Genomic DNA, 25,344 nt, shown 5'->3' on the forward strand with positions numbered 1-25,344 from the left:
ATCAAATAAACAGAATAGCCCCGGCTGTCTGCCTCAGGGCGTTTCGTCCAGCCCCAGGCCGCCTTCGAGCTTGCGCCAGAGCAGGCGAATCTGCGCCTTGCGCACCAGCGCACAGCGGTACAGGCGGATTTCCTGCGGGACAATCCAGTGCGGGCCGCCGCACAGCGCCAGCTCACCACGCGCCAGCTCCGACTCCATGCTCAGGCGCGGCACCCAGGCCACACCCATACCTTGCAGCGCCATGCTTTTAAGGCTGTCGGCCATCGCCGTTTCATAGACCGTCGTGTAACGCAGGTTGCGCTGGCGCAGCAGCAGGTTCACGCCGCGACCGAGGAAGGCACCGGCACTGTAGGCCAGCAGCGGCACGCTCTGCCCGCTGTCGAGATCGAAGAGCGGCACGCCGGCGGAGTTCACCGCGCACACCGGCAGCATTTCGGTGCGCCCCAGGTGCAGCGAGGGGAATACTTCCGGGTCCATCTGCAAGGCGGCGTCCGGGTCGTAGAAGGCCATCATCAGGTCGCAGCCGCCTTCGCGCAGCAGGTGTACCGCCTCGCCGACGTTGGTCGCCACCAGGCGGCTGGCGATATTCAGGCCTTCCGAGCGCAGCCGGGAAATCCACGCGGGGAAGAAGCCCAGCGCCAGCGAGTGCGCGGCAGCGAACTGCAGCACCTCGCCCTGCCCGCCTTCCAGGTGGTGCAGGTGGCGCACCACCTGGCCGAGTTGCTCAACCACTGCGCGGGCGGTGACGAGGAACAGTTGCCCCGCTTCGGTCAGTTCGATGGGCGTGCGCTGGCGGTTCACCAGGGTCAGGCCGAGGGCATCTTCCAGGCTGCGGATGCGTCGGCTGAAGGCCGGCTGGGTGACGAAGCGCTTTTCGGCGGCCTGGGAAAAACTGCGGGTGGTGGCCAGGGTGCTGAAGTCTTCCAGCCATTTGGTCTCGAGGTTCACGTCAACTCCAACGCATTCACACGCTGATCGATTGGTCAGGAGCCGGGCGCGCGTAGCACAGTCGCACGCTCGCCGTCATCAATTCGTCACAGGGTACATTATGCCGTTCGTGCATGAGGCAGCCTTTAACAGCATTGGCCGACGAAAGGCGAAATCCCTAGTCTACCGGGCATCGCGGCACTGGCCGTGTTTCCCTGAGACAATCCCCGTCATGTCCCCTGTTGCATCGTTCCGCATCGAGAAAGACCTCCTCGGCACCCTCGAAGTACCTTCTGACGCCTACTTCGGCATCCAGACCCTGCGCGCTGTGAACAACTTCCGCCTCTCGGGCGTGCCGCTGTCGCACTACCCGAAACTGGTCGTCGGCCTGGCGATGGTCAAACAGGCGGCAGCCGATGCCAACCACCAGCTTGGCCACCTGTCGAACGAGAAGCACGCTGCCATCAGCGAAGCCTGTGCCCGCCTGATCCGCGGTGACTTCCACGACCAGTTCGTGGTGGACATGATCCAGGGTGGCGCCGGTACTTCCACCAACATGAACGCGAACGAAGTGATCGCGAACATCGCGCTGGAAGCCATGGGCCATACCAAGGGTGAGTACAAGTACCTGCACCCGAACAACGACGTGAACATGGCGCAGTCGACCAACGACGCTTACCCGACCGCCATCCGCCTGGGCCTGCTGCTCGGCCACGACACCCTGCTGGCCAGCCTCGACAGCCTGATCCAGGCCTTCGCCGCCAAGGGCGTCGAGTTCGCCGGCGTACTGAAGATGGGCCGTACCCAGCTGCAGGACGCGGTACCGATGACCCTCGGCCAGGAATTCCACGCCTTCGCCACCACCCTGGGCGAAGACCTCGACCGCCTGCGTCGCCTGGCGCCGGAACTGCTGACCGAAGTGAACCTCGGCGGCACCGCGATCGGCACCGGCATCAACGCCGACCCCGGCTACCAGAAGCTGGCTGTCCAGCGCCTGGCTGAAATCAGCGGCCACCCGGTCGTTCCGGCTGCCGACCTGATCGAAGCCACCTCCGACATGGGCGCCTTCGTGCTGTTCTCCGGCATGCTCAAGCGCACCGCGGTCAAGCTGTCGAAGATCTGCAACGACCTGCGCCTGCTGTCCAGCGGCCCGCGCACCGGCATCAACGAGATCAACCTGCCGCCGCGCCAGCCGGGCAGCTCGATCATGCCGGGCAAGGTCAACCCGGTGATCCCGGAGGCGGTGAACATGTGCGCCTTCGAAATCATGGGTAACGACCTGGCGCTGACCATCGCGGCCGAAGGCGGCCAGCTGCAGCTGAACGTGATGGAACCGCTGATCGCCTACAAGATCTTCGACTCGATCCGCCTGCTCCAGCGCGCCATGGACATGCTGCGCGAGCACTGCATCACCGGCATCACCGCCAACGTCGAGCGCTGCCACCAGCTGGTGGAGCACAGCATCGGCCTGGTCACCGCACTGAACCCGTACATCGGCTACGAAAACTCCACCCGTATCGCCAAGACTGCGCTGGAAACCGGCCGCGGCGTACTGGAGCTGGTTCGCGAGGAGAAGCTGCTGGACGAAGCCACCCTGGCCGACATCCTGCTGCCGGAAAACATGATCGCCCCGCGCCTGATTCCGCTGCGCGCCTGATCCTCCGCCCGGCGCGAGCCGGGCACGTCTCACCGGTTGAGGGGGAGTATTCCTCCCTCACCTTTCAGGGATTGGTTACCCCCAGTCCCTTCTTTTATACCCGGCGCCGCGGGTTTACCCGAGGCGCCACGTCTCACCGGTTGAGGGGCCTCTTGGCCCACTCTCCTTTAGAAGGGACACCGCTTACCCCGGTGTCCCTATTTTTTTGCCTGAAATCCGGGCGCGGCGGAAAACATGGCAGACGGAGTCCGCGCCTACGCCGGTTCAGGTTTCGTAGGAACGGACTCCGTCCGCGATTGGCATGAGTCGCACGGCACCGTAGGGCGCATAACCGCTTGCTGTGATCCGCCAGTTCCGTGCCAGGCACAGTGGCGGATAACGCTGCGCGTTATTCGCCCTACAAAACACTTTCCTGGAGTTCCGGTCGTGGCGGTGCGGCTTCTGTAGGAGAGAGGGGGACGCCATCGTCATTGCTCGCGAACACGATCTCCCTCCCGTCAATACCGGCGCAGGAGGGGTTCGCGAGCAAGCTCGCTCCTACAAAAAGCAGGGGCTGCGGGAGATCAATCCTGACGTTGCAGGTGATCGAGAATCCGCCGATTGAGAGCGGCGATACGCTCCACGGCGTCCGCCTCATCGCACTCGGTATCCGACGCACCGAGCTGGCGGGCGCAGAGGTTGAGCGCAGAGAGCACCATCAGCTCATTGCTGGTGACGTAGGGGAATTTCTTCTTGCTGGCGCTGATCTCCGCCTGCAGCAGCGCAGCCGCGTCCTGCAGCCGGCGCTCTTCACCGGCCGGCGCCCGGACGCTGTATTCGCGCCCGAGGATGCGCAGGACGCGGACGCCGTCGCCACTCATGCGCTGGCGCGGCTGTCGCTGACGCGGCGGATCAGCGCCTGCAGGCGAGTCGCGGTGGCGTTGTGCTTCTCTTCCTGCTCCATGAGCGACAGTTGCAGCGTGTCGTTTTCCTCACGGGCCTTGAGCAGCTCTTCACGCACCTGGGCGTTGTCCTGCACCAGTACTTCATTCTGCTGCAGCAGCTCGGCGACCAGCTGTTCAAGTTGTTCGAGGGTGGAATCGAGCATGGGAGCCTCCGCAAAGCCTTTCAAAGGGTGCGGAGGATAAAGAAAGGGGCGCGGCGGGGCCAGTAAAAACGCGGTTCTTCTGACAAGCCGTATGCTGTCAATTCAATGGCTTACGAGATAATTCTCGTGCTATTTCAATGATTTCCTACCACCAACGAAATTTGGACCGGGAATCAACCCACAAGGTTCGCCTACGGCGCCGGCTTCCGCTCCGATGGGGAAGGCATCCTGCAGGAGCGAGCTTGCTCGCGAACCAGGGCTCGCTGCGGGGATTGTTCGCGAGCAATATCGATGGCCCCTCGCTCCTACGAAGAGCCGGAACGTCAGATGCGAATCACGCCTTCCTCACGCAGCAGCTTGAAGATTGCCTCGGCGCCCGCCTCGGGAGAGACGTCCTTGAGGACCTGCCCGGTACCGCCAGAGGCCTTGGCGGTGGCGGCCTTCATGCGTTCGGCGCCGGTCTTCGCCTTGATCATCTTCAGCCGCTTGGGACGCGGGCGCGCGGGTTGCAGGTTGCCGTCGGCAAGCAGTGGATCGTCCACCACCTCCACTTCGTGGGCTTCCAGATAACCCCGGCGAGCCGGGCCGAAGGCGCTCTGGCGAGCCGCCGGCGCGGCATTGTCGACGCTGGCGACGAAGGGCAGGCGCACCTTCAAACGACGGCGCTGGCCGCGAGGCAAGGCCTGCAATACCTGGGCACTGCCGCCTTCGACCTTCTCCACTTCCGCCAGGCCGACCACCAACGGCCAGCCGAGGCGCTCGGCCAGCAGGAAGGGCAACATGCCGGAGCCTTCACCGGTTTCCGCCTGGGTGCCGGTGAGCACCAGTTGCGCATCGCTGTCGCCCAGGTAGGCGGCCAATGCTGGCAGTGCGTCGGCACCGGCAGGCTGTTCGAGCACGGCCAGCTCATCCAGGCCCATGCCGAGGTAACCGCGCAGCGCTTCTTCCCCGGCATCACCGGCATGCACGACGCGCAGGCGCTTACCGGCGAGGTTCATGCCCAGTTCCACCGCACGGGCATCCTGGTCGGCGCGCCGCGCACGGCCAGAGGCCGGGTGGGCGCCGATGGACACCAGGGCGACGATGTTCAGGTCGTTCATAAGCCACCTCGGGCTTTCAAGCTGGCGTAGGGCGAATAACGCGCAGCGTTATCCGCCGATGATGCGTTGGCGGCGGATAAAGCCGAAGGCTTTATCCGCCCTACCGAGGAACTCCTATCACGCTGCATCGCGCGCCGCTCCATTGCGATGGGCTTCGGCCAGGACCATCAGCGCCTTGAGGATCGCGGCGGAATCACCGATCACCGAGAGATCGGCGCGTTTGATCATGTCGCAGCCCGGGTCCATGTTGATCGCCACCACCTTGTCGCAGGAACCGATGCCCTGCAGGTGCTGGATCGCCCCGGAAATGCCGACGGCAAGGTAGACCCGCGCGGTGACCCAGGTACCGGTGGCGCCAACCTGACGGGCACGCGGCATGTGGCCGTCGTCCACTGCCACGCGCGAGGCGCCTTCGGTGGCGCCGAGCGCAACGGCGGCGCGATGGAACAGCTCCCAGTCCTTCACGCCGTTGCCACCGGAGAGGATGAACTCCGCCTCGGCCATGGGAATCTGCGCCGGGTCCACGGCCACCGGGCCGAGGTCCTCGATGCGCGGCAGGTTGCGCGCGACGCTGCTTTCCAGCTCCACGGCGCGGGCCTCGTGCCGGGTTTCGCTGACCGGCTCCGCACACTCGGCGGCAGCCAGAATCAGGCGCGGCAGGTCGCGGTGCAGGTCCTGCTGGCCGGCTCCGGCGCGACCGATGCAGCGCTCGCCTTCGGCCTGCCAGACGCGGGTGGCCGGGCGTTCGCCCAGGCTGGCGGCGAGACGGCGGCCGAGTTCGCCGCCACCGGTGCGGCTGTCGGGCAGCAACCAGTGACGCGGTGCGAACTGGCTGTTGGCCGAACGCAGCGCCAGCACCCTTTGTTCCGGGGCGTAACCGTCGTATTCGTTGCCCTCGATCTGCAACAGGCGGTCGACGCCGGCGGTGTCGAAGGCGGTTTCCTTGTGCTCGCCGAACACCACGGCCAGCACCGCACCGTCGCTGCCGGCCAGCTTGCGGGCCAGGCCCAGCAGGTCGCGGTCGTGGCTGGAGAGGCGGCCGCCCACCATGTCGGGCACCACGGCAATCAGGAAGGCCGGCTGCTCGATGATCACCAGCGGCAGCTGCATCACCTCCGGCGCGCTGCTGCGCTTGCCGCCTGCCGTACCTTGCTGGCCACCGGAACGGTCGATGCGCTTGACGCCATTGGCCCCGATGAAGCCGACGGCGTGGGGATTCTTGCGCACCACGCCGTTCGGCCCCATCCAGCGGCTCTCGCCACCCTGAGCCGATTGCATGGCCGCGTGCAGCGGGTGCAGGCGATTGCGGGCGATCCACTCGGCCCGCGGGTCGCGGCGGATGATGTCGCTCATGCTCGATGCTCCGGGCTGGAGTAGGGCGAATAACGCGCAGCGTCATCCGCCGAAGTGGCCGAGGCGGCGGATAAAGCCTTCGGCTTTATGCGCCCTACGGGGCTACGCAGGACGTTCACAGGTGCACCTCCACCGCTTCTTCACGGCGCGCCAGCGAGGGCTTTTTTGCCGGCACCTCGGTGGCCTCGATGAGGACCTCGGCGACCAGTTCGGCGATGTCCTTGATCTCCGGGCGCGGCGCGACCACGCCTTCGAGCATGGCGGTGCATTGCGGGCAGCCCACGGCAACCAGTTCGGCGCCGGTTTCCTTGATGTCGACCATGCGCATGTCGGGAATCCGCTGCTTGCCGGGGATGTCGGTGATCGGCGCGCCGCCGCCACCGCCGCAGCAGCGCGAGCGGAAGCCGGAGCGGGCCATTTCCTTGACCTCGATGCCGATGGCCTTGAGCACGGCGCGCGGCGCTTCGTACTCGCCGTTGTAGCGGCCGAGGTAGCACGGGTCGTGGTAGGTCACGCTGCCGGCCTTGCTCTGGCCGAGGTTCAGCGCGCCCTTGCGCACCAGTTCATCGATGAAGGTCGTGTGGTGCAGCACCTGGTAGTTGCCGCCCAGCGCGCCGTATTCGTTCTTCAGCACGTGGAAGCTGTGCGGGTCGCAGCTGACGATGCGCTTGAAACGGTACTTGGCCAGGGTGGCGATGTTGCGTTGGGCCAGGGTCTGGAAGGTGGCTTCGTCACCCAGGCGGCGTGCCACATCGCCGCTGTCGCGCTCCTCCAGGCCGAGCACGGCGAAGTCGACGTTGGCGGCCTTGAGGACCTTCACGAAGGCACGCAGGGTGCGCTGGTTGCGCATGTCGAAGGCGCCGTCGCCGACCCAGAACAGCACGTCGGCCTGCTGCTTGTCCGCCAGCAGCGGCAGGTTCAGGTCGGCCGCCCAGTTCAGCCGGCCGCCGGGGGCGAAGCCGCCGGGGTTGTCGGTGGCGATCAGGTTTTCCAGCACCTCGGCGCCCTTGTTCGGGGTCGCGCCCTTTTCCAGGGTGAGGTGGCGGCGCATGTCGACGATGGCGTCGACGTGCTCGATCATCATCGGGCATTCCTCGACGCAGGCGCGGCAGGTGGTGCAGGACCAGAGCGTCTCGGCATCCACCAGCGCCTTGCCGTCCAGCGCGACAATCGGCTGGTGCGGGCCGCCGCTGTGTTCGCCCAGCGGTTTACCGGGATACGGGCTGCCGGCAAAGTTGGCATCGCTGCCACCGGCAAGGCCGATGACCATGTCCTGGATGAGCTTCTTCGGGTTCAGCGGCTGGCCGGCGGCAAACGCCGGGCACATGGCTTCGCACTTGCCGCACTGCACGCAGGCGTCGAAGCCGAGCAACTGGTTCCAGGTGAAATCGGTGGGTTTCTCGACGCCCAGCGGCGCCATCGGGTCCTGCAGGTCCAGCGGCTTGAGGCCAGTGGAGCGGCCACCGCCGAAGCGTTCGGCGCGGCGGTGCCAGGCCAGGTGCAGGGCACCGGCGAAGGCGTGCTTCATCGGGCCGCTCCAGGTCATGCCGAAGAACAGCTCGGACACACCCCAGGCCACCCCGATGGCAAGAATGGCTGCGAGGAACCAGCCGCCGAAACCCTCCGGCAGGATGCCGGCCACCGGCAGGGTGGCGATGAAGAAGCTCGCCGAGAACATCAGCAGGCTTTTCGGCAGGCGCATCCACGGGCCTTTCGACAGGCGCGACGGCGGGTCGAGGCGGCGCTTGGCGACGAACAGCGCGCCACCAAACATCAGCGCGGTGGCCGCCAGCAGGGCGAAACCGAGAATGCGGCTGTGCAGGCCGAGACCGTGCACGAGGATGGCCAGCAGCGCGGCCAGCACGAAGCCGCCAGCGGTGGCGACGTGGGTCTTCGACATGTACTTGTCGCGCTCGACCACGTGGTGCAGGTCGACCAGGTAGCGACGCGGCATCTTCAGCAGGCCGCCGATCCAGTCGACCTGCGCGGGCCGGCCACGGCGCCACATCGCGAAGCGCTTCACGGCGCCCAGCACGGCGAGGCCGAGGGCGGCGAAGAGCAGGATGGGGAGGATGATGTTGAGCATTTCTGGTCTCCCTACGGGACCTCAGGGGCGCTGGACAAGCGCCCTCTCCCGCTTGCGGGAGAGGGCGGGGGGAGAGGGTGTTTCCGGTCGGCTCGGTCACTTGGCCCACCACCCTCTCGCCAACCCTCTCCCTGAAGGGAGAGGGGGTTGTCCGTGCTTGCCGGACATCACATGGCGTGTCTTAGAAGTCCTTGCACAGTCGCAGCGCGTCGTAGATCGCCGCATGGGTGTTGCGCTGGGCCACGCAGTCGCCGATGCGGAACAACAGGTAACCGTCACCCCCGCTGTTGTCATCAAGAGCACTGAGACACGGCTGCGGCTTGATCGCGAACAGCGCCTCGACGTCGATCTGGCCCTTGTTGCGGGAGCCCTGCTTGAGCGCGTAGTACAGGCTCTCGTCCGGGCGCACGCCATTCTCGACGACGATCTGGTCGACCACCCGCTCTTCCTTCGCGCCGGTGTATTCGTTCTCCAGCACCGCTACCAGCTTGTCGCCCTCGCGGTAGACCTTCTCCAGCATCAGGTCGCCGGTCATGATCACTTCCTTGGGGTACATGCTGCGGTAGTAGGTCGGGAAGGTGGTGCCGCCGATGGCCACGCCCGGCTTGATGTCGTCGGTGACGATCTCGACCTGGGCGCCCTTGTCGGCGAGGAAGTCCGCCACCGACATGCCGCTGAACTCGCAGATGGTGTCGTAGACCAGCACGTTCTTGCCCGGCGCGACCTTGCCGTCGAGTACGTCCCAGCTGCTGACCACCAGCCCGTCGGCGGCGCCCCAGTGTTCGTTCTGCTCGAGGAACGGATGGCCGCCGTTGGCCAGCACCACCACGTCGGGGCGCAGGTCGAGGATGGTGTCGGCATCCGCGCCGGTGCCCAGGCGCAGGTCGACGTTCAGCCGCGCCAGCTCCAACTGGTACCAGCGGGTGATGCCGGCGATCTGGTCGCGCTGCGGGGCTTTCGAGGCGGTGGTGATCTGTCCGCCGAGCTGCTCCTTCTTCTCGAACAGGGTGACGTCGTGGCCGCGCTCGGCGGCAACGCGCGCCGCCTCCATCCCTGCCGGGCCGCCACCGACGACCACCACCTTGCGCTTCACGCCGGTGGTCTTCTCGATGATGTGCGGCACGCCCATGTACTCACGGGACGTGGCGGCGTTCTGGATGCACAGCACGTCGAGCCCCTGGTACTGGCGGTCGATGCAGTAGTTGGCGCCGACGCACTGCTTGATCTGGTCGATCTGGCCCATCTTGATCTTGGCGATCAGGTGCGGGTCGGCGATGTGCGCGCGGGTCATGCCGACCATGTCCACGTAGCCGCCTTCGAGGATGCGCGTGGCCTGGTTCGGGTCCTTGATGTTCTGCGCGTGCAGCACCGGCACGTTGACCACTTCCTTGATGCCGGCGGCCAGGTGCAGGAACGGCTCCGGCGGGAAGGTCATGTTCGGGATGACGTTGGCCAGGGTGTTGTGGGTGTCGCAACCCGAGCCGACCACGCCGATGAAGTCGAGCATGCCGGTGTCGCTGTAGTACTTGGCGATCTGCTTCATGTCCTCGTGGGACAGCCCGTCCGGGTGGAACTCGTCGCCGCAGATGCGCATGCCGACACAGAAATCGTCGCCGACTTCGGCACGCACGGCCTTGAGCACTTCCAGGCCGAATTTCATGCGGCCCTCGAAGGTGCCGCCCCATTCGTCGGTGCGCTTGTTGACCCGCGGGCTCCAGAACTGGTCGATCATGTGCTGGTGCACGGCGGACAGCTCGACGCCGTCCAGGCCGCCGGCCTTGGCACGGCGAGCCGCTTGCGCGTAGTTGCCGATCACCCGCCAGATCTCTTCCGGCTCGATGGTCTTGCAGGTGGCGCGGTGCACCGGCTCGCGCACGCCGGAGGGCGACATCAGGGTCGGCCAGTTGAAGCCGTCCCAGCGCGAGCGGCGGCCCATGTGGGTAATCTGGATCATGATCTTGGCCCCATGCTTGTGCATGGCGTCGGCCAGGTTCTGGAAGTGCGGGATGATGCGGTCGGTGGAGAGGTTCACCGAGCTCCACCATTCCTGCGGGCTGTCGATGGCGACCACGGAGGAACCGCCGCAGATGGCCAGGCCGATGCCGCCCTTGGCCTTCTCCTCGTAGTACTTTACGTAGCGCTCGGTGGTCATGCCGCCGTCGGTGGCATACACCTCGGCGTGAGCGGTGGAGAGTACGCGGTTGCGGATGGTCAGCTTGCCGATCTGGATCGGCTGGAACATTGCCTCGAAAGCCATTGCGGCATCCTCACGGGATCAGAGGTTTCTTGTTGTCTGGCGGCCTTGCGGCTGCTTGTTCGCGAGCAAGCTCGCTCCTACAGGGGGCGAAAGATCAGAGGGGTTTGACGACGAACAGGCCGTCGTCGTGGCCTTCCTCGGCGCCGCTGTAGACCTGCTCGGCGACGGTGCGGATATCGCTGCCGCGTGCCTGGAGAATCTGGTCCATCGCGCCGGCGAACCAGCCGGTGAACATGTAGTCGACCTTGCGGTTGACCTTGCCGTAGACGTAGACGAAGGCCGAGTGCTTCAGGCGAACCTGGGCGGTGCCCTTGTCGAGGTCGATCTGCTCGATCTGGAACAGGCCCCAGCCGCGCTGGGACAGGCGCTTCATGTAGTGCTCGAAGACTTCCACGCCGACCAGGCCGTGGCACTCCGCTTCCTTCTCGCACCAGTGCCAGGCGGACTTGTAGCCGGCCTTGTAGAGGATTTGCGCGTAGCGCTCGGCGCCCAGCTCTTCCTCGATGCCCATGTGGTTGTTGACGAAGAAGTGCCGCGGTACGTAGAGCATCGGCAGGGCGTCGGTGGTCCAGACGCCGGTTTCGCTGTCGACTTCGATGGGCAGTTCGGGGGCGTGTTTGGCCATGTGTGCAGCTCCGATTCCGGGTAGGACCCGCTCGCTCTGGGAGAGGGTCGGGATGTAGAGGATCGCGGGTGAGCGCCGGCGGCCCTCACCCCTTGCCTCTCCCGCGAGCGGGAGAGTGGAAAGTCGGTGTTACTCGCCCCACACGTCTTTCAGGACGCGCACCCAGTTCTCGCCCATGACCTTGCGCACCACGCGCTCGGGCATGCCGCGCTTGAGCAGGGTTTCGGTGAGATTGGGGAACTCGCCCACGGTGCGGATGCCCAGCGGGTTGACGATCTTGCCGAAGTTGGTGAGGCGGCGGGCATAACCCTTGTCGTGGGTCAGCCACTCGAAGAAGTCCTGGCCGTGGCCCTGGGTGAAGTCGGTGCCGATGCCGATGGCGTCCTCGCCGACGAGGTTCATCACGTACTCGATGGCTTCGGCGTAGTCGTCGATGGTCGAGTCGATGCCCTTGGCGAGGAAGGGCGCGAACATGGTCACGCCGACGAAGCCGCCGTGGTCGGCGATGAACTTCAGCTCGGCGTCGGACTTGTTGCGCGGATGTTCCTTGAGGCCCGACGGCAGGCAGTGGGAATAGGTGACGGGCTTCTTCGACTCGAGGATGACTTCCTCGGAGGTCTTGGAGCCGACGTGGGACAGGTCGCACATGATGCCGACGCGGTTCATCTCCGCGACGATCTCGCGGCCGAAACCGGAGAGGCCGCCGTCGCGCTCGTAGCAGCCGGTGCCGACCAGGTTCTGGGTGTTGTAGCACATCTGCACGATGCCCACGCCCAGTTGCTTGAACACCTCGACGTAGCCGATCTGGTCCTCGAATGCATGGGCGTTCTGGAAGCCGAAGAGGATGCCGGTCTTGCCCTGCTCCTTGGCCTTGCGGATGTCCGCGGTGGTGCGCACCGGGATGACCAGGTCGCTGTTCTCGCGGATCAAATTGTTGCTCGTGACTATGTTGTTCACCGTGGCCTGGAAGCCTTCCCACACGGAGACGGTGCAGTTCGCGGCGGTCAGCCCGCCCTTGCGCATGTCCTCGAACAGCTCGCGGCTCCACTTGGCGATGATCAGGCCATCGATGACGATGCTGTCGGCGTGGACTTCGGCTGGGCTCATCTTGGCGTACCCCTTCTCAGGCTTGGCGCGCCGGGGCTTGTGCCGACGCTTTGCAGGCAGGATATCCCTGCCCCCCGAGGCGACCCGGTTCGAAAACGACCAGGGTCGACCCGAAAGCGTCAACCTCACGACATGGGCGACAGCGTTTGCGTCGCGCTGGGGAATGTGTGGTGCGGAACCCCATGTGCTGCAGGGTTCGCAGTACCTGTAGGAGCGAGCTTGCTCGCGAATGCTCTTCGTTGCGGGACGCGGCGTGAGAGCTGAAAACGCCCTCTCCCCAGCCCTCTCCCTGAAGGGAGAGGGAGCGGTCCTGATTTCGCGGAAAGACCAGCGTCAACCAGCGAGCACTTGATCTGCCCGCTGCACGAACAGTCCCCTCTCCCTTCAGGGGGAGGGTTAGGGAGGGGGTATTTCGTCGGCGGCACCGGGTCCGCCGGGGGACATTCGCGAGCAAGCTCGCTCCTACGAGTAACGCTGCGCCAGGGCGATTTCAGCGCTTGCGCCAGCAGGCGAAGAGGTTCCACGCCACCAGGCCGGTGACGAAGGCGGAGCTGCTGTAGAAGAGCAGGGCGTCCAAGGGGATTCCTCTTCAACGACAGCGCCCCCGCAGAGGGGGCGCTGGGTGGCGGGGGCTTACTTCTCGGCGACCAGGCGCGCGTGGGCGGATTCCTCGCCCAGGTTGTTCAACATCCGCTCGCTGTACCAGTCGAGGAAGTTGATCACACCGAACTCGTAGGTCTTGGAGTACGGCCCCGGTTGGTAGGCGGTGGAGTTGATACCACGCTGGTTCTCTTCGGCCAGGCGGCGGTCCTGGTCGTTGGTGGCGTCCCAGACTTCGCGCAGGCGCGCCACGTCGTAGTCGACACCTTCCACCGCATCCTTGTGCACCAGCCACTTGGTGGTGACCACGGTTTCCTGCGCGCTGATCGGCCAGACGGTGAAGACGATCAGGTGGTCGCCCATGCAGTGATTCCACGAGTGCGGCAGGTGCAGGATGCGCATCGAGCCCAGGTCCGGGTTCTGGATGCGGCCCATGAGCTTCTTGCTGCCCTGCTTGCCGTCCATGGTCATGGACACGGTGCCCTGCAGCAGCGGCATGCGCACGATGCGGTTGCGCAGGCCGAAGCTGGCGTGGGCGTACGGAATCTTCTCCGCTTCCCAGGCGGTGGTGCAGGCCGCCACCTGGTCCTTGAACGCCTGGCTGGCGCGCGGGTCGGTGACGTCGTCCCACTCCAGCAGGGTGTTCAGCAGCTCCGGGTGCGAGCCGTTGCAGTGGTAGCACTCGCGGTTGTTTTCCAGCACCAGCTTCCAGTTGGCCTTTTCCCGCAGCGTGGTCTGCACCGCCACCTTGGTGTTCTCCATGTCGTACGGCTCCATGTAGTGCTCGAGCGTACGCAGGAAGTCATCGATGGCCGGCGGGTTCTCCGACAGCGAGATGAAGATATAGCCGCCGGCGGTCTTCACGTTCACCGGCTTCAGGCTGTAGTCCTTCATGTCGAAGTCCGCGCCCATCTCGGTGCCGGCGAACAGCAGGCGGCCGTCCAGTTCGTAGGTCCACTGGTGGTACGGGCAGACCAGCTTGGCGACCTTGCCCTTGTCGCTGACGCACAGGCGCGAACCACGGTGGCGGCAGACGTTGTGGAAGGCGTGGATCTTGCCCTCGGCGCCGCGCAGCACGATGACCGGGTTGTCGCCGATCTGCAGGGTGAGGAAGTTGCCCTTGGCGGGGATCTCGCAGGTCATGCCGGCGATCAGCCACTCCTTGTGGAAGATCTCCTGCATGTCCAGCTGGAACAGGCGTTCGTCGTTGTAGAAGGGTTGCGGCAGCGAGAAGCTGTGGTCGCGAGTGCGCAGCATCTCGGCGGTGGCCTTGCGGGCCGGTTCCAGCGGATCGCCCAAACTCAGGGTAGTAGTGACGTCCATTGCTAGGTCCTCATGCCGCAGCCCGTTTGGCTGCCGGCGGAAATAAGTGGCTGATACGGTGTGCCACGCAGGGCATTTGCGGCAGGTGCCAGGCGCGCCGAGTGCGCCGTTTCCCGCCGTCTCGCTCAACCTGGGGGGTTGCTCGGCATGGAGCTGAGTGTGGGGCCGCGCCCTGTAGGAACCCTTATCCATGGGCGACACGGCCAGATCATTTCCCGACGCGCAACCGCACGTCCCAGGCGGCAGGTCGCGATAAGCATGCAAATGTCGCTGGCAGGTAAATGCACCGGTCATCCTCGTGCACACAATCCGCCCCATCAGGCATGCCGACAGGCCCCGTGCTTTCTACGCTCAAGCGACGTAGGCAACGGACCCCGGCGCTGCCCCCTCAGGCCCAGCACGGCCCGCGTGCGCGGAGAGACAGCATGTCGACGAACACCTTCCTCAACCCGGTGAACACCCAGACCTGGGCCAACGGCCGCCACCTGGTGCGCTGCGTGAAAGCCATCCAGGAAACCTGGGATGTGCGCACCTTCTGCTTCATGGCCGACGCGCCGATCATGTTCTTCTTCAAGCCCGGCCAGTTCGTCACCCTGGAACTGGAGATCGACGGCCAGCCGATCATGCGTTCCTACACCATCTCCAGCTCGCCCTCGGTGCCGTACAGCTTCTCCATCACCATCAAGCGGGTGCCCGGCGGCAAGGTCTCGAACTGGCTGCACGACAACCTGAAGGAAGGCGACCAGATCCCGGTGCACGGCCCGGTGGGCAACTTCAACGCCATCGATTTTCCCGCCGAGAAGGTGCTGTTCCTCTCCGGCGGCGTCGGCATCACCCCGGTGATGTCCATGTCGCGCTGGTTCTTCGACACCAACGCCAACGTCGACATGGTCTTCGTGCACAGCGCGCGCACGCCCAAGGACATCATCTACCACCGCGAGCTGGAGCACATGAACTCGCGGATCAACAACTTCAAGCTGTACCTGGTCTGCGAGAAGTACGAGATGGGCGAGTCCTGGGCCGGCTACCGGGGCTTCCTGAACAAGGCGATGCTGCAACTGATGGCGCCGGACTACCTCGAACGCGAAGTCTTCTGCTGCGGCCCGACGCCGTACATGCATGCGGTCAAGCGCCTGCTCGAAGCCGAAGGCTACGACATGTCGCGCTACCACGAGGAAGCCTTCGGCCCGACCCCACCGGAAGTGCGCGCCGACGTGAAGGAACTGGCCGCCGAGGCCGCCGAAGCGCCAGCCGTGCCGCTGGCCGAGCAGAACCTCGTGGAATTCTGCGAAACCGGCAAAAGCATCCGCGTGGCGCCGGGCGAGACCGTCCACGCCGCCGCTGCCCAACTCGGCCTGCACATTCCCAAGGCCTGCGGCATGGGCATCTGCGGCACCTGCAAAGTAATGAAGCGCTCCGGCGAGGTGGAGATGGAGCACAACGGCGGGATCACCGACGAAGATGTCGCCGAAGGCTACATCCTGTCCTGCTGCAGCGTGCCCAAGGGCGATGTGGTGATCGAGTACTGATCACAGGCTGCCCCCATCCGCCCCACACGTTACCCACCGAGTTATCCACAGGAAAGGGGTGTCCCGGCGCAAGGCTGGAGACACCTCCGGCCGACCCGAATGGCCGCCTCGATCCCGCCTGCAACCCGCATGCCACGTGGCTTACAGCAGACCGGCGAGGCCATTGTGGCGTCGCGTGAAAGCGCACAGGCACGGGCCTTTGCGGCGCCCGCCTGCGACAACTATCCACATTCGTTCAGTCTTCTTCCGGGGTTGCCTTGTAGCCACTGGACAGGCGCTGCTGCACGTCCTGTGGGACGGCGCTGTAATGGCTGGAGGAAAGGCTGTAGAGCCCCTGCCCGGCGGTAATGGATTTCAAGCGATTGGCGTAGCCGTCCATCTCCGCCAGCGGGACCTGGCCACGCACCAGCGCGACGCTGGCCGACAGCGACTCGGTACCCAGCACCTGGCCCCGGCGGCCGGTGAGATCGGCGGTGATATCGCCCAGATGCGACTCGGGCGTCGTCACCTCGATCTGCATCACCGGCTCCAGCACGATGCCCCCGGCATTGCGCAGCGCATCGAGCATCGCCTTGCGCCCGGCGGCCTGGAAGGCGATGTCCTTGGAATCCACCGAATGGCTCTTGCCGTCGAACACCGTGACCTTGACGTCTTCCACCGGGAAGCCGGCCAGCGGCCCGGCTGCCAGCGCCGAGCGCACGCCCTTTTCCACCGAGGGGATGAAGTTGCCGGGGATCACCCCGCCCTTGATCGCATCGACGAAGGCGAAGCCCTCGCCACGCGGCAGCGGCTCGATGCGCAGGAACACCTCGCCGAACTGCCCCGCTCCGCCCGTTTGCTTCTTGTGCCGGCTGTGGCCCTCTGCCGCTCGCGTGGCGGTCTCGCGGTAAGGGACGGCCGGCGCGCGGGTCTGCACCTCCAGCTTGTATTGACCGGCCATGCGTTCCAGCAGGTAGCGCAGGTGCATCTCACCCATGCCGCGCAGCACGGTCTGCTGGGTCGAGGCGTTGTAATCCAGACGCACACAGGGGTCTTCGGCCTGCAGGCGCTGGAGGATTTCCGCCAGGCGCTGCTCGTCGCCGCGGCGGCTCGCCTCGATGGCCAGGCCCTGCATCGGCTCGGGGAATTCCAGCGGCTTGAGGTGGATGTGGTCCTCATCGTGGGAATCGTGCAGCACCACCCCGTACTCCAGTTCGTCGACCTTGGTCAACGCGCCGAAGTCCCCCGGGATCAGCCACGGCGCCTCCTCATGCTTCTTCCCCTGCAGGCGCAACAGGTGTCCGACCTTGAACGGTTTGCGCCCGTCGCCGGCGAACAACTGCATTTCCCGGCGCACCGTGCCCTGATGCACGCGGAATACAGCCAGGCGGCCGACGAAGGGATCGATCACCACCTTGAACACGTGGGCCAGCACATGGGCCTTGGGGTCCGGCTGGCAGGTCACCGGGTGTTCCTTGCCCTTGTCGTCGGTGCGCAGGAACAGCGGCGGGTTGCCTTCGCCGGGGTTGGGCGCGAGGCGCGCGAGAATGTCGGCCAGCTCAGGGACGCCAGCACCGGTGCGGGCAGAAACGAAGCACAGGGGAATCAGGTGCCCTTCGCGCAGCGCACGCTCGAAGGGTTCATGCAGCGCCTCGGGCGCCACCTCGCCCTCCTCCAGGTAATGCGCCATCAGCGCCTCATCCACTTCCACCACCTGGTCCACCAGCGCCTGATGCGCCTCGGCCACGGAGGAGAAGTCAGCCTGCCCGTCAGGATTGAAGAAGCAATCCACAACCCGTGCGCCACCCTCGGCGGGCAGGTTGAGGGGCAGTACTTCCTTGCCGAACGACTCGCGCAAACCCGCCAACAGGGCCGGCAGGTCAACGCGCTCGGCGTCGATCTTATTCACCACCAGCATCCGGCACAGGCCGCGTTCGCCCGCCCAGTCCATCATCCGCCGCGTGGACAGCTCGATGCCGTTCTGCGCATTCACCACCACCAGCGCGGTTTCCACCGCAGCGAGCGCTGGCAACGCGTGGCCGATGAAGTCGGGATAACCGGGGGTGTCGACCAGGCGGATGTGTGCGCCCGCGTGCTCGAAGTGCGCCAGTGCGGCGGCCAGTGAGTGGTGGTACTCGCGCTCCATGGGGTCGGAATCGCAGAGGGTGTCGCCGCGCTCCAGCGAACCCATGCTGGGGATTGCGCCGGCGTGCTGCAGCAGCGCCTCGGCAAGCAGGGTCTTGCCGCTGTCACCGTGGCCGACCAGGGCCACGGTGCGGATCTGTTCCACCGAGTAACTGGACATGCTGGATCTCCCGCCACCAGGGTTTCTGCCCTCCGTGGCTAAATTATAGGCAGCCTCCCCCAGGGCCCTGGACAAATATTGATCAACCCCGCGAGAGCCATAGGGAGCGGGGCTCGCAGCGATCCATCCACAACCCGCCCACAAGTTCCTGGCAGAACGCTGCACAGCCGATGTGGAAAACTCGCCGGAAAATCCGCTGGAAGCCAGTAACGACGCCACTTTCGCCATTTGATCAAAAAATGTACTGAGACGAGGACGGCGCGCCGTGCGCGGCCTCCAGCGATCTGGGTACAGCTTGTCCACAGCTTCCTCGAGATTCGCCCCACAGCCATTGTGGAAAGTTTTACGCCGCTCCCGGCGCCGGGGAAAAGTCGCTGTGGATCAATTGCTTGCTCCCTTGCTGGTCAATCCTTGAGCAAGGCTGTAAAACCCACGGCAGGCGTGGCACAGAGGATGTTTTCCACAGGAGGCGCACAAGCGGGTCAACACAAACCGGGGATAGCGGAGAAAAGATCGTGCACAGACTCTTTGCCGAAATCGATACACAGACTCCCAAGTGGTTGAAAAGAAGGAGTTGATCAGAAAACAGCCAGATTCGGGCAAGCCAGGCACCACCAGCTCCGCAGGCACCTCCCAACAGGTTTTCCACAGGTTGGGCAAGCGTGCCTCCACAGCAGCTGTGGAGATCTCCCCAACGCTCACTTCTACCTCTGCAAGCCGCGAATAACGGGAACCTTGCGAAAATGAGCGACGATTTTCCAGCCGTCACGAAAGTGCCGCGGGAGTGTCATTTTCCACCAGGTTGTCCACAGCTTTATCACAAGGTTTCCCGGTATCTTCGCCAAACGCTGAAACACAGCCGGCGCGGCCTTCCCTGGGGTGCAGGGCTATGCTGGATTTCCCCAGCAGAGGAGCCGGTCCCATGATCCTGACCACCACACCCACCATCGAGGGCAAGACCATCCAGGAATACCGCGGCATCGTGGTCGGCGAGGCGATCCTCGGCGCCAACGTGTTCCGCGATCTGTTCGCCGGCCTGCGCGACATCATCGGCGGCCGTTCCGGAGCGTACGAGAAGGAGTTGGGGCGGGCGCGGGAGATCGCCTTCGAGGAGTTGCAGGAGCGCGCGCAGGAGCTGGGCGCCAACGCCGTGGTCGGCATCGACCTGGATTACGAGGTGGTGGGCCAGAACGGTAGCATGCTGATGGTCAGCGTGAGCGGGACGGCGGTGAAGATATAGAAATCCTGCTTGTGCTCCGGGAGGTCCGTGCCTTGCATTCCCCTCACCCCAGCCCTCTCCCTCAGGGAGAGGGGGCAATCCGTGCCGGCTGAGACCACCGTCTCATCCTGTGCCAATCGCTCCGTGGAGAGTGAGCCCCCTTGTAGGAGCGAGCTTGCTCGCGAACCGCAGTCCGCCTGATTCCACGGTGTGAAGCGAGGCTACGGATGTTCGCGAGCAAGCTCGCTCTTACCATCAACCCGCGCCGCTCAAATATTGACCAGACCTGTGCAGGCCAGTCCGCCCGCTGCCTGCAAGCATCCATCCACAGGTTGGCGACAGGTTGCCCGTGCAACCGTCCCCAGCGCCTGGGGACAACTCCGGCGCCCTTCAGCCTGCCGCCATGACCTTGCGAATGTCAGCGGCCAGTTCCTCGACCCGCTCGATCTCGGTGTCCCACGAACACATGAAGCGCGCGCCGCCGGCGCCGATGAAGGTGTAGAAGCGCCAGCCGAGCTGACGCAGGGCTTCCAGCGCCGGTTCGGACATCTGCAGGAACACGCCGTTGGCCTCCACCGGGAACATCAGCTGCACGCCCGGCACGTCGGCGACGCGCTCGGCCAGCAGTTGTGCACAGCGGTTGGCATGGCTGGCGTAATGCATCCAGGCGTCGTCCTGCAGCACGCCCACCCAGGGCGCGGCGAGGAAGCGCATCTTCGAGGCCAGTTGGCCGGCCTGCTTGCAGCGGTAGTCGAAGCCTTCGGCCAGCTCGCGGTTGAAGAACAGGATGGCCTCACCCACCGCCATGCCGTTCTTGGTACCGCCGAAGCACAACACCTCGACGCCGGCCTTCCAGGTCAGCTCGGCCGGGGTTGCGCCGAGGAAGGCGCAGGCATTGGAGAAGCGCGCGCCGTCCATGTGCAGGTGCAGGCCCAGCTCGCGGCAGGTGGCACTGAGCGCCTGCAGCTCATCCGGGCGGTAGACGGTGCCGACCTCGGTGGCCTGGGTGATGGTGACCACGCGCGGCTTGGGATAGTGGATGTCCTGGCGCTTGAGTGCGATCTCGCGGATCGCTGCCGGGGTCAGCTTGCCCTGGGCGTCGGTGCGCGCCAGCAGCAGCTTGGAGCCGTTGGAGAAGAACTCCGGCGCGCCGCACTCGTCGGTCTCGACGTGGGCGGTCTCGGCGCAGATCACGCTGTGGTAGCTCTGGCACAGGGCGGCCAGGGCCAGGGAGTTGGCCGCGGTGCCGTTGAAGGCGAAGAAGACTTCGCAGTCGGTCTCGAACAGCTCGCGGAGATAGTCGGAGGCACGGGCGGTCCACTGGTCGTCGCCGTAAGCGCGCTCGTGGCCGCGGTTGGCCTCGGCCATCGCCGCCCAGGCTTCGGGGCAGATGCCGGAATAGTTGTCGCTGGCGAACTGTTGGGTGTTGTCGGTCATGGGGCTGCCTCGGCACTGCGCAGAAATGTCAGTCAGCAGCGTAGCGAAAACCCCGCCTCTCGTGCAGCCGGACTCTTACAGCCGCTGGTTCACGTAGGCGCTGACGAACTGCTTGGCATCCTGGGTCGCCGACAACTGCTGGTCGTAGCAGACCTTCCGGGTATTGCTCTCGCCGGGGAGCATCACTTCACCGCAATCGCCCCGCAGTACCAGGGCGATAGGTTCCCTGTCCTGGGAATGCAGCTTGAACAGGGATTCGTCGAGCAGGCTGAGGCCATCCATCCGATGGATGCGCATGTTCCATGCGTGGGCCACCCCGCCGATGCGCACCAGGAACATATTGGCCTTGCGCGGGCCTATCTGTTCAAGCCAGACCTTGACGCCGTCCGCACCGCTGTAGGCCTTGACCTCGGGTGCGGGTTGCGCGGGTATCTGCGTCGCGTGGCCGGCCAGCGAAAACGCCGCTGCCAGCAGCAGGGGCAGGTTTCTCAATTTGAATTTCATGGTCCTCCACCTCGGCCTCTGGCGATCGGTAACGAACGATGCCGAGAATCTTCCTAAGAACTAGGTGAGATGGAGGATCAGAAACCGGAATGACTTCCTGTCAGATATATCTCTATCTGTCAGGGCAGCTTGGTCAGCGCCATCTGCTCGGAGATCGGCACGAACAGCTCGCGCAGGGACTGGGCGGTGCCGCCGTTGGGCTTGTCCGGCGAGGTCATGTTGAGCACGTAGCGGCCCTTGATCAGCCCCGTCAGGCTCGACTCGCCGGCCTTGTCGTCCGGGCCCGGCACGCTGATGGCCAGCGGGTCGCCCATACGGGTGCTGTCGATCACCGGCAGGTACTGCTCGCCGCCGAACTGCGCGGCGGTGCCGTTCTGCAGCGCGGCCTGGCGCGCCTGGTTGAGCAGCGAGACGTTCTTCGCGGTGGTGTCGCGCAGCTTGGCCTGGGCGGCCAGGTACTGCTTGGCGGCCTCACCCTGCTGGTCGGCGCCCGGCGCCGGCAGGCCGGTGTCGGTCAGGGTCACGACCAGTTGCTGGCTGCCATCGGCCTTGCCGTAGACGATGGTGGCACTGTCATAGCCGCATTCGCGGGACAGGTAGGGATAGCCGTAGACGGCCTTGGTCGGCGGCAATGCGCGCTCCAGTTCATGGCCGGAACAGCTGTCGCCAGCCGGGGTAGCGGCGGCGCTGCTGGCAGCCTGGGGCGCTTCGGCCTTGGCGGGTTTGCTGTCGTCACCACAGCCCTGCAGCGTCGCGGTGAGCAGCAGGGCGGAAAGCAGAGTCAGGGAACGGTTCATGGCGTCCTCGCATTTCGTGAGGGCCGCAGTTTAGTCCCTTGGCCGGGCGGTTCCTATCCGCAGCTTCATTGCGCGGGTTTGCAGAGCCAGCGACCGGCTCCCTCGTCGAAGCCCGCGTCAATGACTGCGAGCCCATCGCCGCGCGACTCCAGGCAGAAGGTCCTCATGAACGTCGCCCGTGCGCCGTCCCCGCGGCTGTCGTGCCCACCAACGGTGACGCTGTACAGGCCCGGCTCGAGGGGCCGGGCCGGAGTTTTCTCGGTGAAGCCGGGGATCGCCTGGCCGTAGGCGAAGCAGGTGTCGCTGCGCAGCGGCACGCCCTGGGCCGGCTCGATACTGGAAGATGCCCAGAACGGCTCGTAAGGCTCGCGGGAGACCTCGATGTCATGCACCGCTACCTGCCGCTCATCCACCTTCAGCGTGCGGTTGAAGAACAAACCGGGCGACTTGAACGCCGCGCCGCCGAAGCACAGCGTCCTGCCCTGCATCCAGACATTGGCGTCGCCGTCGAACAGGCGCGACATGCCCCAGGCCGACCCCGTCGACACCAGCAGGGCAAGGCCCAGCGACCCCCATAGAAAGCAGCGCTTCATCCGCATGACTCCACCGGCCACGCCGCCCTGGCGCAGGCATGTCGCATTCTGACCAGCCGTCGCGAGCAATTCCACGCACCCGGTCGCTTTTGCGCCTGTCGCGGCATGTCGCAAACGCACCTACCCGCGACGTGCGCAGGCATCTGGACCGGCTGGGCCAGTCATACCATCGCTGCCATGGGGACCACTCGGTCCCGTACCGGCCATGGCGCTTCCGGGCGCCGCAGGGAGACCAGCGATGTTCAGCAAGCACGACCAGATCCAGGGCTATGACGACGAACTGCTCGCGGCGATGGATGCCGAGGAAGCGCGCCAGGAGGACCACCTCGAGCTGATCGCTTCGGAAAACTACACCAGCAAGCGCGTCATGCAGGCTCAGGGCAGCGGGCTGACCAACAAGTACGCCGAAGGCTATCCGGGCAAGCGCTACTATGGTGGCTGCGAGCATGTGGACAAGGTCGAGCAGTTGGCCATCGACCGCGCCAAGCAGCTGTTCGGCGCCGACTACGCCAATGTGCAGCCGCACTCCGGCTCCTCGGCCAACTCCGCCGTGTACCTTGCCCTACTCAACGCCGGCGACACCCTCCTGGGCATGAGCCTGGCCCACGGCGGCCACCTGACCCACGGCGCCAAGGTGTCGTCCTCGGGCAAGCTGTACAACGCGGTGCAGTACGGCCTGAACACCGACACCGGGCTGATCGACTACGACGAGGTCGAGCGCCTGGCCGTTGAGCACCAGCCGAAGATGATCGTCGCCGGCTTCTCCGCCTACTCCAAGACCCTGGACTTCCCGCGCTTCCGCGCCATTGCCGACAAGGTCGGGGCGCTGCTGTTCGTCGACATGGCCCACGTTGCCGGCCTGGTCGCCGCCGGCCTCTACCCGAACCCGCTGCCCTACGCCGACGTGGTCACCACCACCACCCACAAGACCCTGCGCGGCCCGCGCGGCGGCCTGATCCTGGCGAAATCCAACGAAGAGATCGAGAAGAAGCTCAACTCGGCCGTCTTCCCCGGCGCCCAGGGTGGCCCGCTGATGCACGTGATCGCTGCCAAGGCGGTGTGCTTCAAGGAAGCGCTGGAGCCCGGCTTCAAGGACTACCAGGCCCAGGTGATCAAGAACGCCCAGGCCATGGCCAAGGTATTCATCGAACGCGGCTATGACGTGGTTTCCGGCGGCACCGACAACCACCTGATGCTGATCAGCCTGGTGAAGCAGGGCCTGACCGGCAAGGAAGCGGACGCCGCCCTCGGCCGCGTCGGCATCACGGTGAACAAGAACGCCGTGCCGAACGACCCGCAGAGCCCGTTCGTCACCTCCGGCATCCGCATCGGTACCCCGGCGGTCACCACCCGTGGGCTGAAGGAAGAACAGTGCCGCGAACTGGCCGGCTGGATCAGCGACGTGCTGGACCATCTGGGCGACGCCGACGTCGAGGCCAAGGTGGCGACCCAGGTCGCCGGGCTGTGCGCGGACTTCCCGGTCTACCGTTGACGAACTTCCTTCTCCCTCTGGGAGAAGGTGCCCGAAGGGCGGATGAGGGGGAGCAACCCCCTCACCCCAGCCCTCTCCCCAGGGGAGAGGGGGAAGAGATCAGGAGCACCCCATGCAACGCTACTCCGGCTTCGGCCTGTTCAAGCACTCCCTGAGCCACCACGAGAACTGGCAGCGCATGTGGCGCACGCCCACGCCCAAGCCGGTGTATGACGTGGTCATCGTCGGCGGTGGCGGGCACGGCCTGGCCACGGCCTACTACCTGGCCAAGGAGCACGGCATCACCAACGTCGCGGTGGTCGAGAAGGGCTGGCTGGGCGGCGGCAACACCGCGCGCAACACCACCATCGTGCGTTCCAACTACCTGTGGGACGAGTCGGCGCTGCTCTACGAACACGCGATGAAGCTGTGGGAAGGCCTGTCCCAGGACCTGAACTACAACGTCATGTTCTCCCAGCGCGGGGTCTACAACCTCTGCCACACCCTGCAGGACATGCGCGACGGCGAACGCCGCGTGAGCGCCAACCGCCTCAACGGCGTGGACGGCGAGTTGCTCAACGCCCAGCAGGTGGCCGAAGAGATTCCCTACCTGAACTGCACCAAGAGCGCCCGCTACCCGGTGATGGGCTCCACCGTGCAACGTCGTGGTGGCGTGGCCCGTCACGATGCCGTGGCCTGGGGCTTCGCCCGCGCGGCCGATGCCCTGGGCGTGGACCTGATCCAGCAGACCGAAGTGATCGGCTTCCGCAAGCAGGACGGCGCGGTCATCGGCGTCGAGACCAATCGCGGCTTCATCGGCGCCAAGCGCGTCGGCGTGGTCACCGCCGGCAACTCCGGGCACATGGCGATGCTCGCCGGCTTCCGCCTGCCGATCGAATCGCACCCGCTGCAGGCACTGGTTTCCGAGCCGCTGAAACCCATCATCGACAGCGTGATCATGTCCAACGCCGTGCACGGCTACATCAGCCAGTCGGACAAGGGCGACCTGGTCATCGGCGCCGGCATCGACGGCTACAACGGCTACGGCCAGCGCGGCTCCTACCCGGTGATCGAACACACCCTGCAGGCCATCGTCGAGATGTTCCCGGTGCTCTCGCGCGTACGCATGAACCGCCAGTGGGGCGGCATCGTCGACACCACCCCGGACGCCTGCCCGATCATCGGCAAGGCTCCGGTGAAGAACCTGTTCTTCAACTGCGGCTGGGGCACCGGCGGCTTCAAGGCCACGCCCGGTTCGGGCAACGTCTTCGCCGCCACCCTCGCCAAGGGCGAGCCGCATCCGCTGGCCGCGCCCTTCTCCATCGAACGCTTCCACACCGGCGCGCTGATCGACGAACACGGCGCCGCCGCCGTCGCTCACTAAAAGC

The 25,344-nt window shown here is 65.5% G+C and carries 20 protein-coding genes; 5 read left to right on the plus strand and 15 right to left on the minus strand.

All coding sequences use genetic code 11. The features are described from left to right. Positions 1 to 33 precede the first annotated feature (33 nt). Positions 34 to 948, minus strand: a complete 915-nt coding sequence (locus LDJ84_RS29275) for a LysR substrate-binding domain-containing protein (RefSeq protein ID WP_024766745.1) — start codon at positions 946 to 948, stop codon at positions 34 to 36. 211 nt (positions 949 to 1,159) lie between these two features. Here LDJ84_RS29275 and LDJ84_RS29280 point away from each other — a divergent pair, with 211 nt between their 5' ends. Further along, on the plus strand, positions 1,160 to 2,584 hold the full coding sequence (locus tag LDJ84_RS29280; protein ID WP_065085092.1) for an aspartate ammonia-lyase: 1,425 nt from the start codon (positions 1,160 to 1,162) through the stop codon (positions 2,582 to 2,584). Positions 2,585 to 3,147: 563 nt separating this feature from the next. Here LDJ84_RS29280 and LDJ84_RS29285 read toward each other — a convergent pair. The 9 genes from LDJ84_RS29285 to gbcA all read right to left on the minus strand — a co-directional run bounded on the left by LDJ84_RS29285 (position 3,148) and on the right by gbcA (position 14,122). Continuing rightward, on the minus strand, positions 3,148 to 3,444 hold the full coding sequence (locus LDJ84_RS29285) for a cell division protein ZapA (RefSeq protein ID WP_024766747.1): 297 nt from the start codon (positions 3,442 to 3,444) through the stop codon (positions 3,148 to 3,150). Next, a complete protein-coding gene (locus tag LDJ84_RS29290) occupies positions 3,441 to 3,671 on the minus strand; it encodes a hypothetical protein (protein WP_024766748.1) in 231 nt (76 codons plus the stop codon). The genes LDJ84_RS29285 and LDJ84_RS29290 overlap by 4 nt, the downstream gene beginning before the upstream one ends. 323 nt (positions 3,672 to 3,994) lie before the next feature. Further along, positions 3,995 to 4,771 carry an electron transfer flavoprotein subunit beta gene (locus LDJ84_RS29295; protein ID WP_024766749.1) on the minus strand — a complete coding sequence of 259 codons (777 nt, stop codon included), beginning with the start codon at positions 4,769 to 4,771 and terminating at the stop codon, positions 3,995 to 3,997. A gap of 117 nt (positions 4,772 to 4,888) precedes the next feature. Beyond that, the gene (locus tag LDJ84_RS29300; protein WP_065085094.1) at positions 4,889 to 6,124 is read right to left on the minus strand and encodes an electron transfer flavoprotein subunit alpha/FixB family protein; all 1,236 of its coding nucleotides are present in this window, start codon (positions 6,122 to 6,124) and stop codon (positions 4,889 to 4,891) included. 115 nt (positions 6,125 to 6,239) lie between these two features. Then, positions 6,240 to 8,210, minus strand: a complete 1,971-nt coding sequence (dgcB, locus tag LDJ84_RS29305) for a dimethylglycine demethylation protein DgcB (RefSeq protein ID WP_226045660.1) — start codon at positions 8,208 to 8,210, stop codon at positions 6,240 to 6,242. A gap of 181 nt (positions 8,211 to 8,391) precedes the next feature. Continuing rightward, on the minus strand, positions 8,392 to 10,467 hold the full coding sequence (dgcA, locus tag LDJ84_RS29310) for a dimethylglycine demethylation protein DgcA (RefSeq protein ID WP_065085096.1): 2,076 nt from the start codon (positions 10,465 to 10,467) through the stop codon (positions 8,392 to 8,394). A gap of 94 nt (positions 10,468 to 10,561) precedes the next feature. Further along, a complete protein-coding gene (locus tag LDJ84_RS29315; RefSeq protein ID WP_024767038.1) occupies positions 10,562 to 11,092 on the minus strand; it encodes a 4-vinyl reductase in 531 nt (176 codons plus the stop codon). Positions 11,093 to 11,221: 129 nt separating this feature from the next. After that, on the minus strand, positions 11,222 to 12,199 hold the full coding sequence (locus tag LDJ84_RS29320; protein WP_024767037.1) for a dipeptidase: 978 nt from the start codon (positions 12,197 to 12,199) through the stop codon (positions 11,222 to 11,224). Positions 12,200 to 12,832: 633 nt separating this feature from the next. Then, entirely contained in the window at positions 12,833 to 14,122 is a 1,290-nt protein-coding gene (gene gbcA, locus LDJ84_RS29325; protein ID WP_024767036.1) for a glycine-betaine demethylase subunit GbcA, read from the minus strand. Between the two features lie 425 nt (positions 14,123 to 14,547). On the opposite strand from gbcA, the gene gbcB reads away from it, so the two are divergent. Then, on the plus strand, positions 14,548 to 15,651 hold the full coding sequence (gene gbcB, locus LDJ84_RS29330) for a glycine-betaine demethylase subunit GbcB (protein ID WP_038803790.1): 1,104 nt from the start codon (positions 14,548 to 14,550) through the stop codon (positions 15,649 to 15,651). A 235-nt stretch (positions 15,652 to 15,886) separates the two neighbouring features. On the opposite strand, the gene fusA is transcribed toward gbcB, so the two are convergent. Next, positions 15,887 to 17,935 carry an elongation factor G gene (fusA, locus tag LDJ84_RS29335; RefSeq protein ID WP_226045661.1) on the minus strand — a complete coding sequence of 683 codons (2,049 nt, stop codon included), beginning with the start codon at positions 17,933 to 17,935 and terminating at the stop codon, positions 15,887 to 15,889. A gap of 922 nt (positions 17,936 to 18,857) precedes the next feature. Between fusA and LDJ84_RS29340 the strand changes: the two genes are divergently transcribed. Further along, positions 18,858 to 19,175: a heavy metal-binding domain-containing protein gene (locus LDJ84_RS29340; RefSeq protein WP_226045662.1), complete on the plus strand. Its 318-nt coding sequence runs from the start codon at positions 18,858 to 18,860 to the stop codon at positions 19,173 to 19,175. 369 nt (positions 19,176 to 19,544) lie between these two features. Here LDJ84_RS29340 and LDJ84_RS29345 read toward each other — a convergent pair whose 3' ends face one another. The 4 genes from LDJ84_RS29345 to LDJ84_RS29360 form a co-directional block, all read right to left on the minus strand. After that, the gene (locus LDJ84_RS29345) at positions 19,545 to 20,591 is read right to left on the minus strand and encodes a low specificity L-threonine aldolase (protein ID WP_226045663.1); all 1,047 of its coding nucleotides are present in this window, start codon (positions 20,589 to 20,591) and stop codon (positions 19,545 to 19,547) included. A 75-nt stretch (positions 20,592 to 20,666) separates the two neighbouring features. Then, entirely contained in the window at positions 20,667 to 21,095 is a 429-nt protein-coding gene (locus tag LDJ84_RS29350) for a hypothetical protein (protein WP_024767032.1), read from the minus strand. 119 nt (positions 21,096 to 21,214) lie between these two features. Beyond that, positions 21,215 to 21,892 carry a hypothetical protein gene (locus LDJ84_RS29355; RefSeq protein WP_024767031.1) on the minus strand — a complete coding sequence of 226 codons (678 nt, stop codon included), beginning with the start codon at positions 21,890 to 21,892 and terminating at the stop codon, positions 21,215 to 21,217. A 65-nt stretch (positions 21,893 to 21,957) separates the two neighbouring features. Then, positions 21,958 to 22,485 carry a hypothetical protein gene (locus LDJ84_RS29360; protein ID WP_024767030.1) on the minus strand — a complete coding sequence of 176 codons (528 nt, stop codon included), beginning with the start codon at positions 22,483 to 22,485 and terminating at the stop codon, positions 21,958 to 21,960. Positions 22,486 to 22,723: 238 nt separating this feature from the next. On the opposite strand from LDJ84_RS29360, the gene glyA reads away from it, so the two are divergent. Together glyA and LDJ84_RS29370 are read left to right on the plus strand one after the other, a co-directional pair. Next, positions 22,724 to 23,977, plus strand: coding sequence for a serine hydroxymethyltransferase (gene glyA, locus LDJ84_RS29365; RefSeq protein ID WP_226045664.1), 1,254 nt, complete (start codon positions 22,724 to 22,726; stop codon positions 23,975 to 23,977). A gap of 112 nt (positions 23,978 to 24,089) precedes the next feature. Then, positions 24,090 to 25,340 carry a sarcosine oxidase subunit beta gene (locus tag LDJ84_RS29370; protein ID WP_024766973.1) on the plus strand — a complete coding sequence of 417 codons (1,251 nt, stop codon included), beginning with the start codon at positions 24,090 to 24,092 and terminating at the stop codon, positions 25,338 to 25,340. Positions 25,341 to 25,344 lie beyond the last annotated feature (4 nt).

The sequence above is a fragment of the Pseudomonas sp. HS-18 genome, from assembly GCF_020401845.1.
Taxonomy (GTDB): Bacteria; Pseudomonadota; Gammaproteobacteria; order Pseudomonadales; family Pseudomonadaceae; genus Pseudomonas; species Pseudomonas nitroreducens.

Coding starts and splice junctions, on each gene's coding strand:
- LDJ84_RS29300 (WP_065085094.1), bottom strand. CDS start 6,124: ATGAGCGACATCATCCGCCGCGACCCGCGGGCCGAGTGGATCGCCCGC.
- fusA (WP_226045661.1), bottom strand. CDS start 17,935: ATGTCCAGTTACTCGGTGGAACAGATCCGCACCGTGGCCCTGGTCGGC.
- dgcB (WP_226045660.1), bottom strand. CDS start 8,210: ATGCTCAACATCATCCTCCCCATCCTGCTCTTCGCCGCCCTCGGCCTC.
- glyA (WP_226045664.1), top strand. CDS start 22,724: ATGTTCAGCAAGCACGACCAGATCCAGGGCTATGACGACGAACTGCTC.
- dgcA (WP_065085096.1), bottom strand. CDS start 10,467: ATGGCTTTCGAGGCAATGTTCCAGCCGATCCAGATCGGCAAGCTGACC.
- LDJ84_RS29345 (WP_226045663.1), bottom strand. CDS start 20,591: ATGACCGACAACACCCAACAGTTCGCCAGCGACAACTATTCCGGCATC.
- LDJ84_RS29340 (WP_226045662.1), top strand. CDS start 18,858: ATGATCCTGACCACCACACCCACCATCGAGGGCAAGACCATCCAGGAA.
- LDJ84_RS29295 (WP_024766749.1), bottom strand. CDS start 4,771: ATGAACGACCTGAACATCGTCGCCCTGGTGTCCATCGGCGCCCACCCG.
- gbcB (WP_038803790.1), top strand. CDS start 14,548: ATGTCGACGAACACCTTCCTCAACCCGGTGAACACCCAGACCTGGGCC.
- LDJ84_RS29360 (WP_024767030.1), bottom strand. CDS start 22,485: ATGAAGCGCTGCTTTCTATGGGGGTCGCTGGGCCTTGCCCTGCTGGTG.
- LDJ84_RS29355 (WP_024767031.1), bottom strand. CDS start 21,892: ATGAACCGTTCCCTGACTCTGCTTTCCGCCCTGCTGCTCACCGCGACG.
- LDJ84_RS29280 (WP_065085092.1), top strand. CDS start 1,160: ATGTCCCCTGTTGCATCGTTCCGCATCGAGAAAGACCTCCTCGGCACC.
- gbcA (WP_024767036.1), bottom strand. CDS start 14,122: ATGGACGTCACTACTACCCTGAGTTTGGGCGATCCGCTGGAACCGGCC.
- LDJ84_RS29290 (WP_024766748.1), bottom strand. CDS start 3,671: ATGCTCGATTCCACCCTCGAACAACTTGAACAGCTGGTCGCCGAGCTG.
- LDJ84_RS29320 (WP_024767037.1), bottom strand. CDS start 12,199: ATGAGCCCAGCCGAAGTCCACGCCGACAGCATCGTCATCGATGGCCTG.
- LDJ84_RS29350 (WP_024767032.1), bottom strand. CDS start 21,095: ATGAAATTCAAATTGAGAAACCTGCCCCTGCTGCTGGCAGCGGCGTTT.
- LDJ84_RS29285 (WP_024766747.1), bottom strand. CDS start 3,444: ATGAGTGGCGACGGCGTCCGCGTCCTGCGCATCCTCGGGCGCGAATAC.
- LDJ84_RS29315 (WP_024767038.1), bottom strand. CDS start 11,092: ATGGCCAAACACGCCCCCGAACTGCCCATCGAAGTCGACAGCGAAACC.
- LDJ84_RS29370 (WP_024766973.1), top strand. CDS start 24,090: ATGCAACGCTACTCCGGCTTCGGCCTGTTCAAGCACTCCCTGAGCCAC.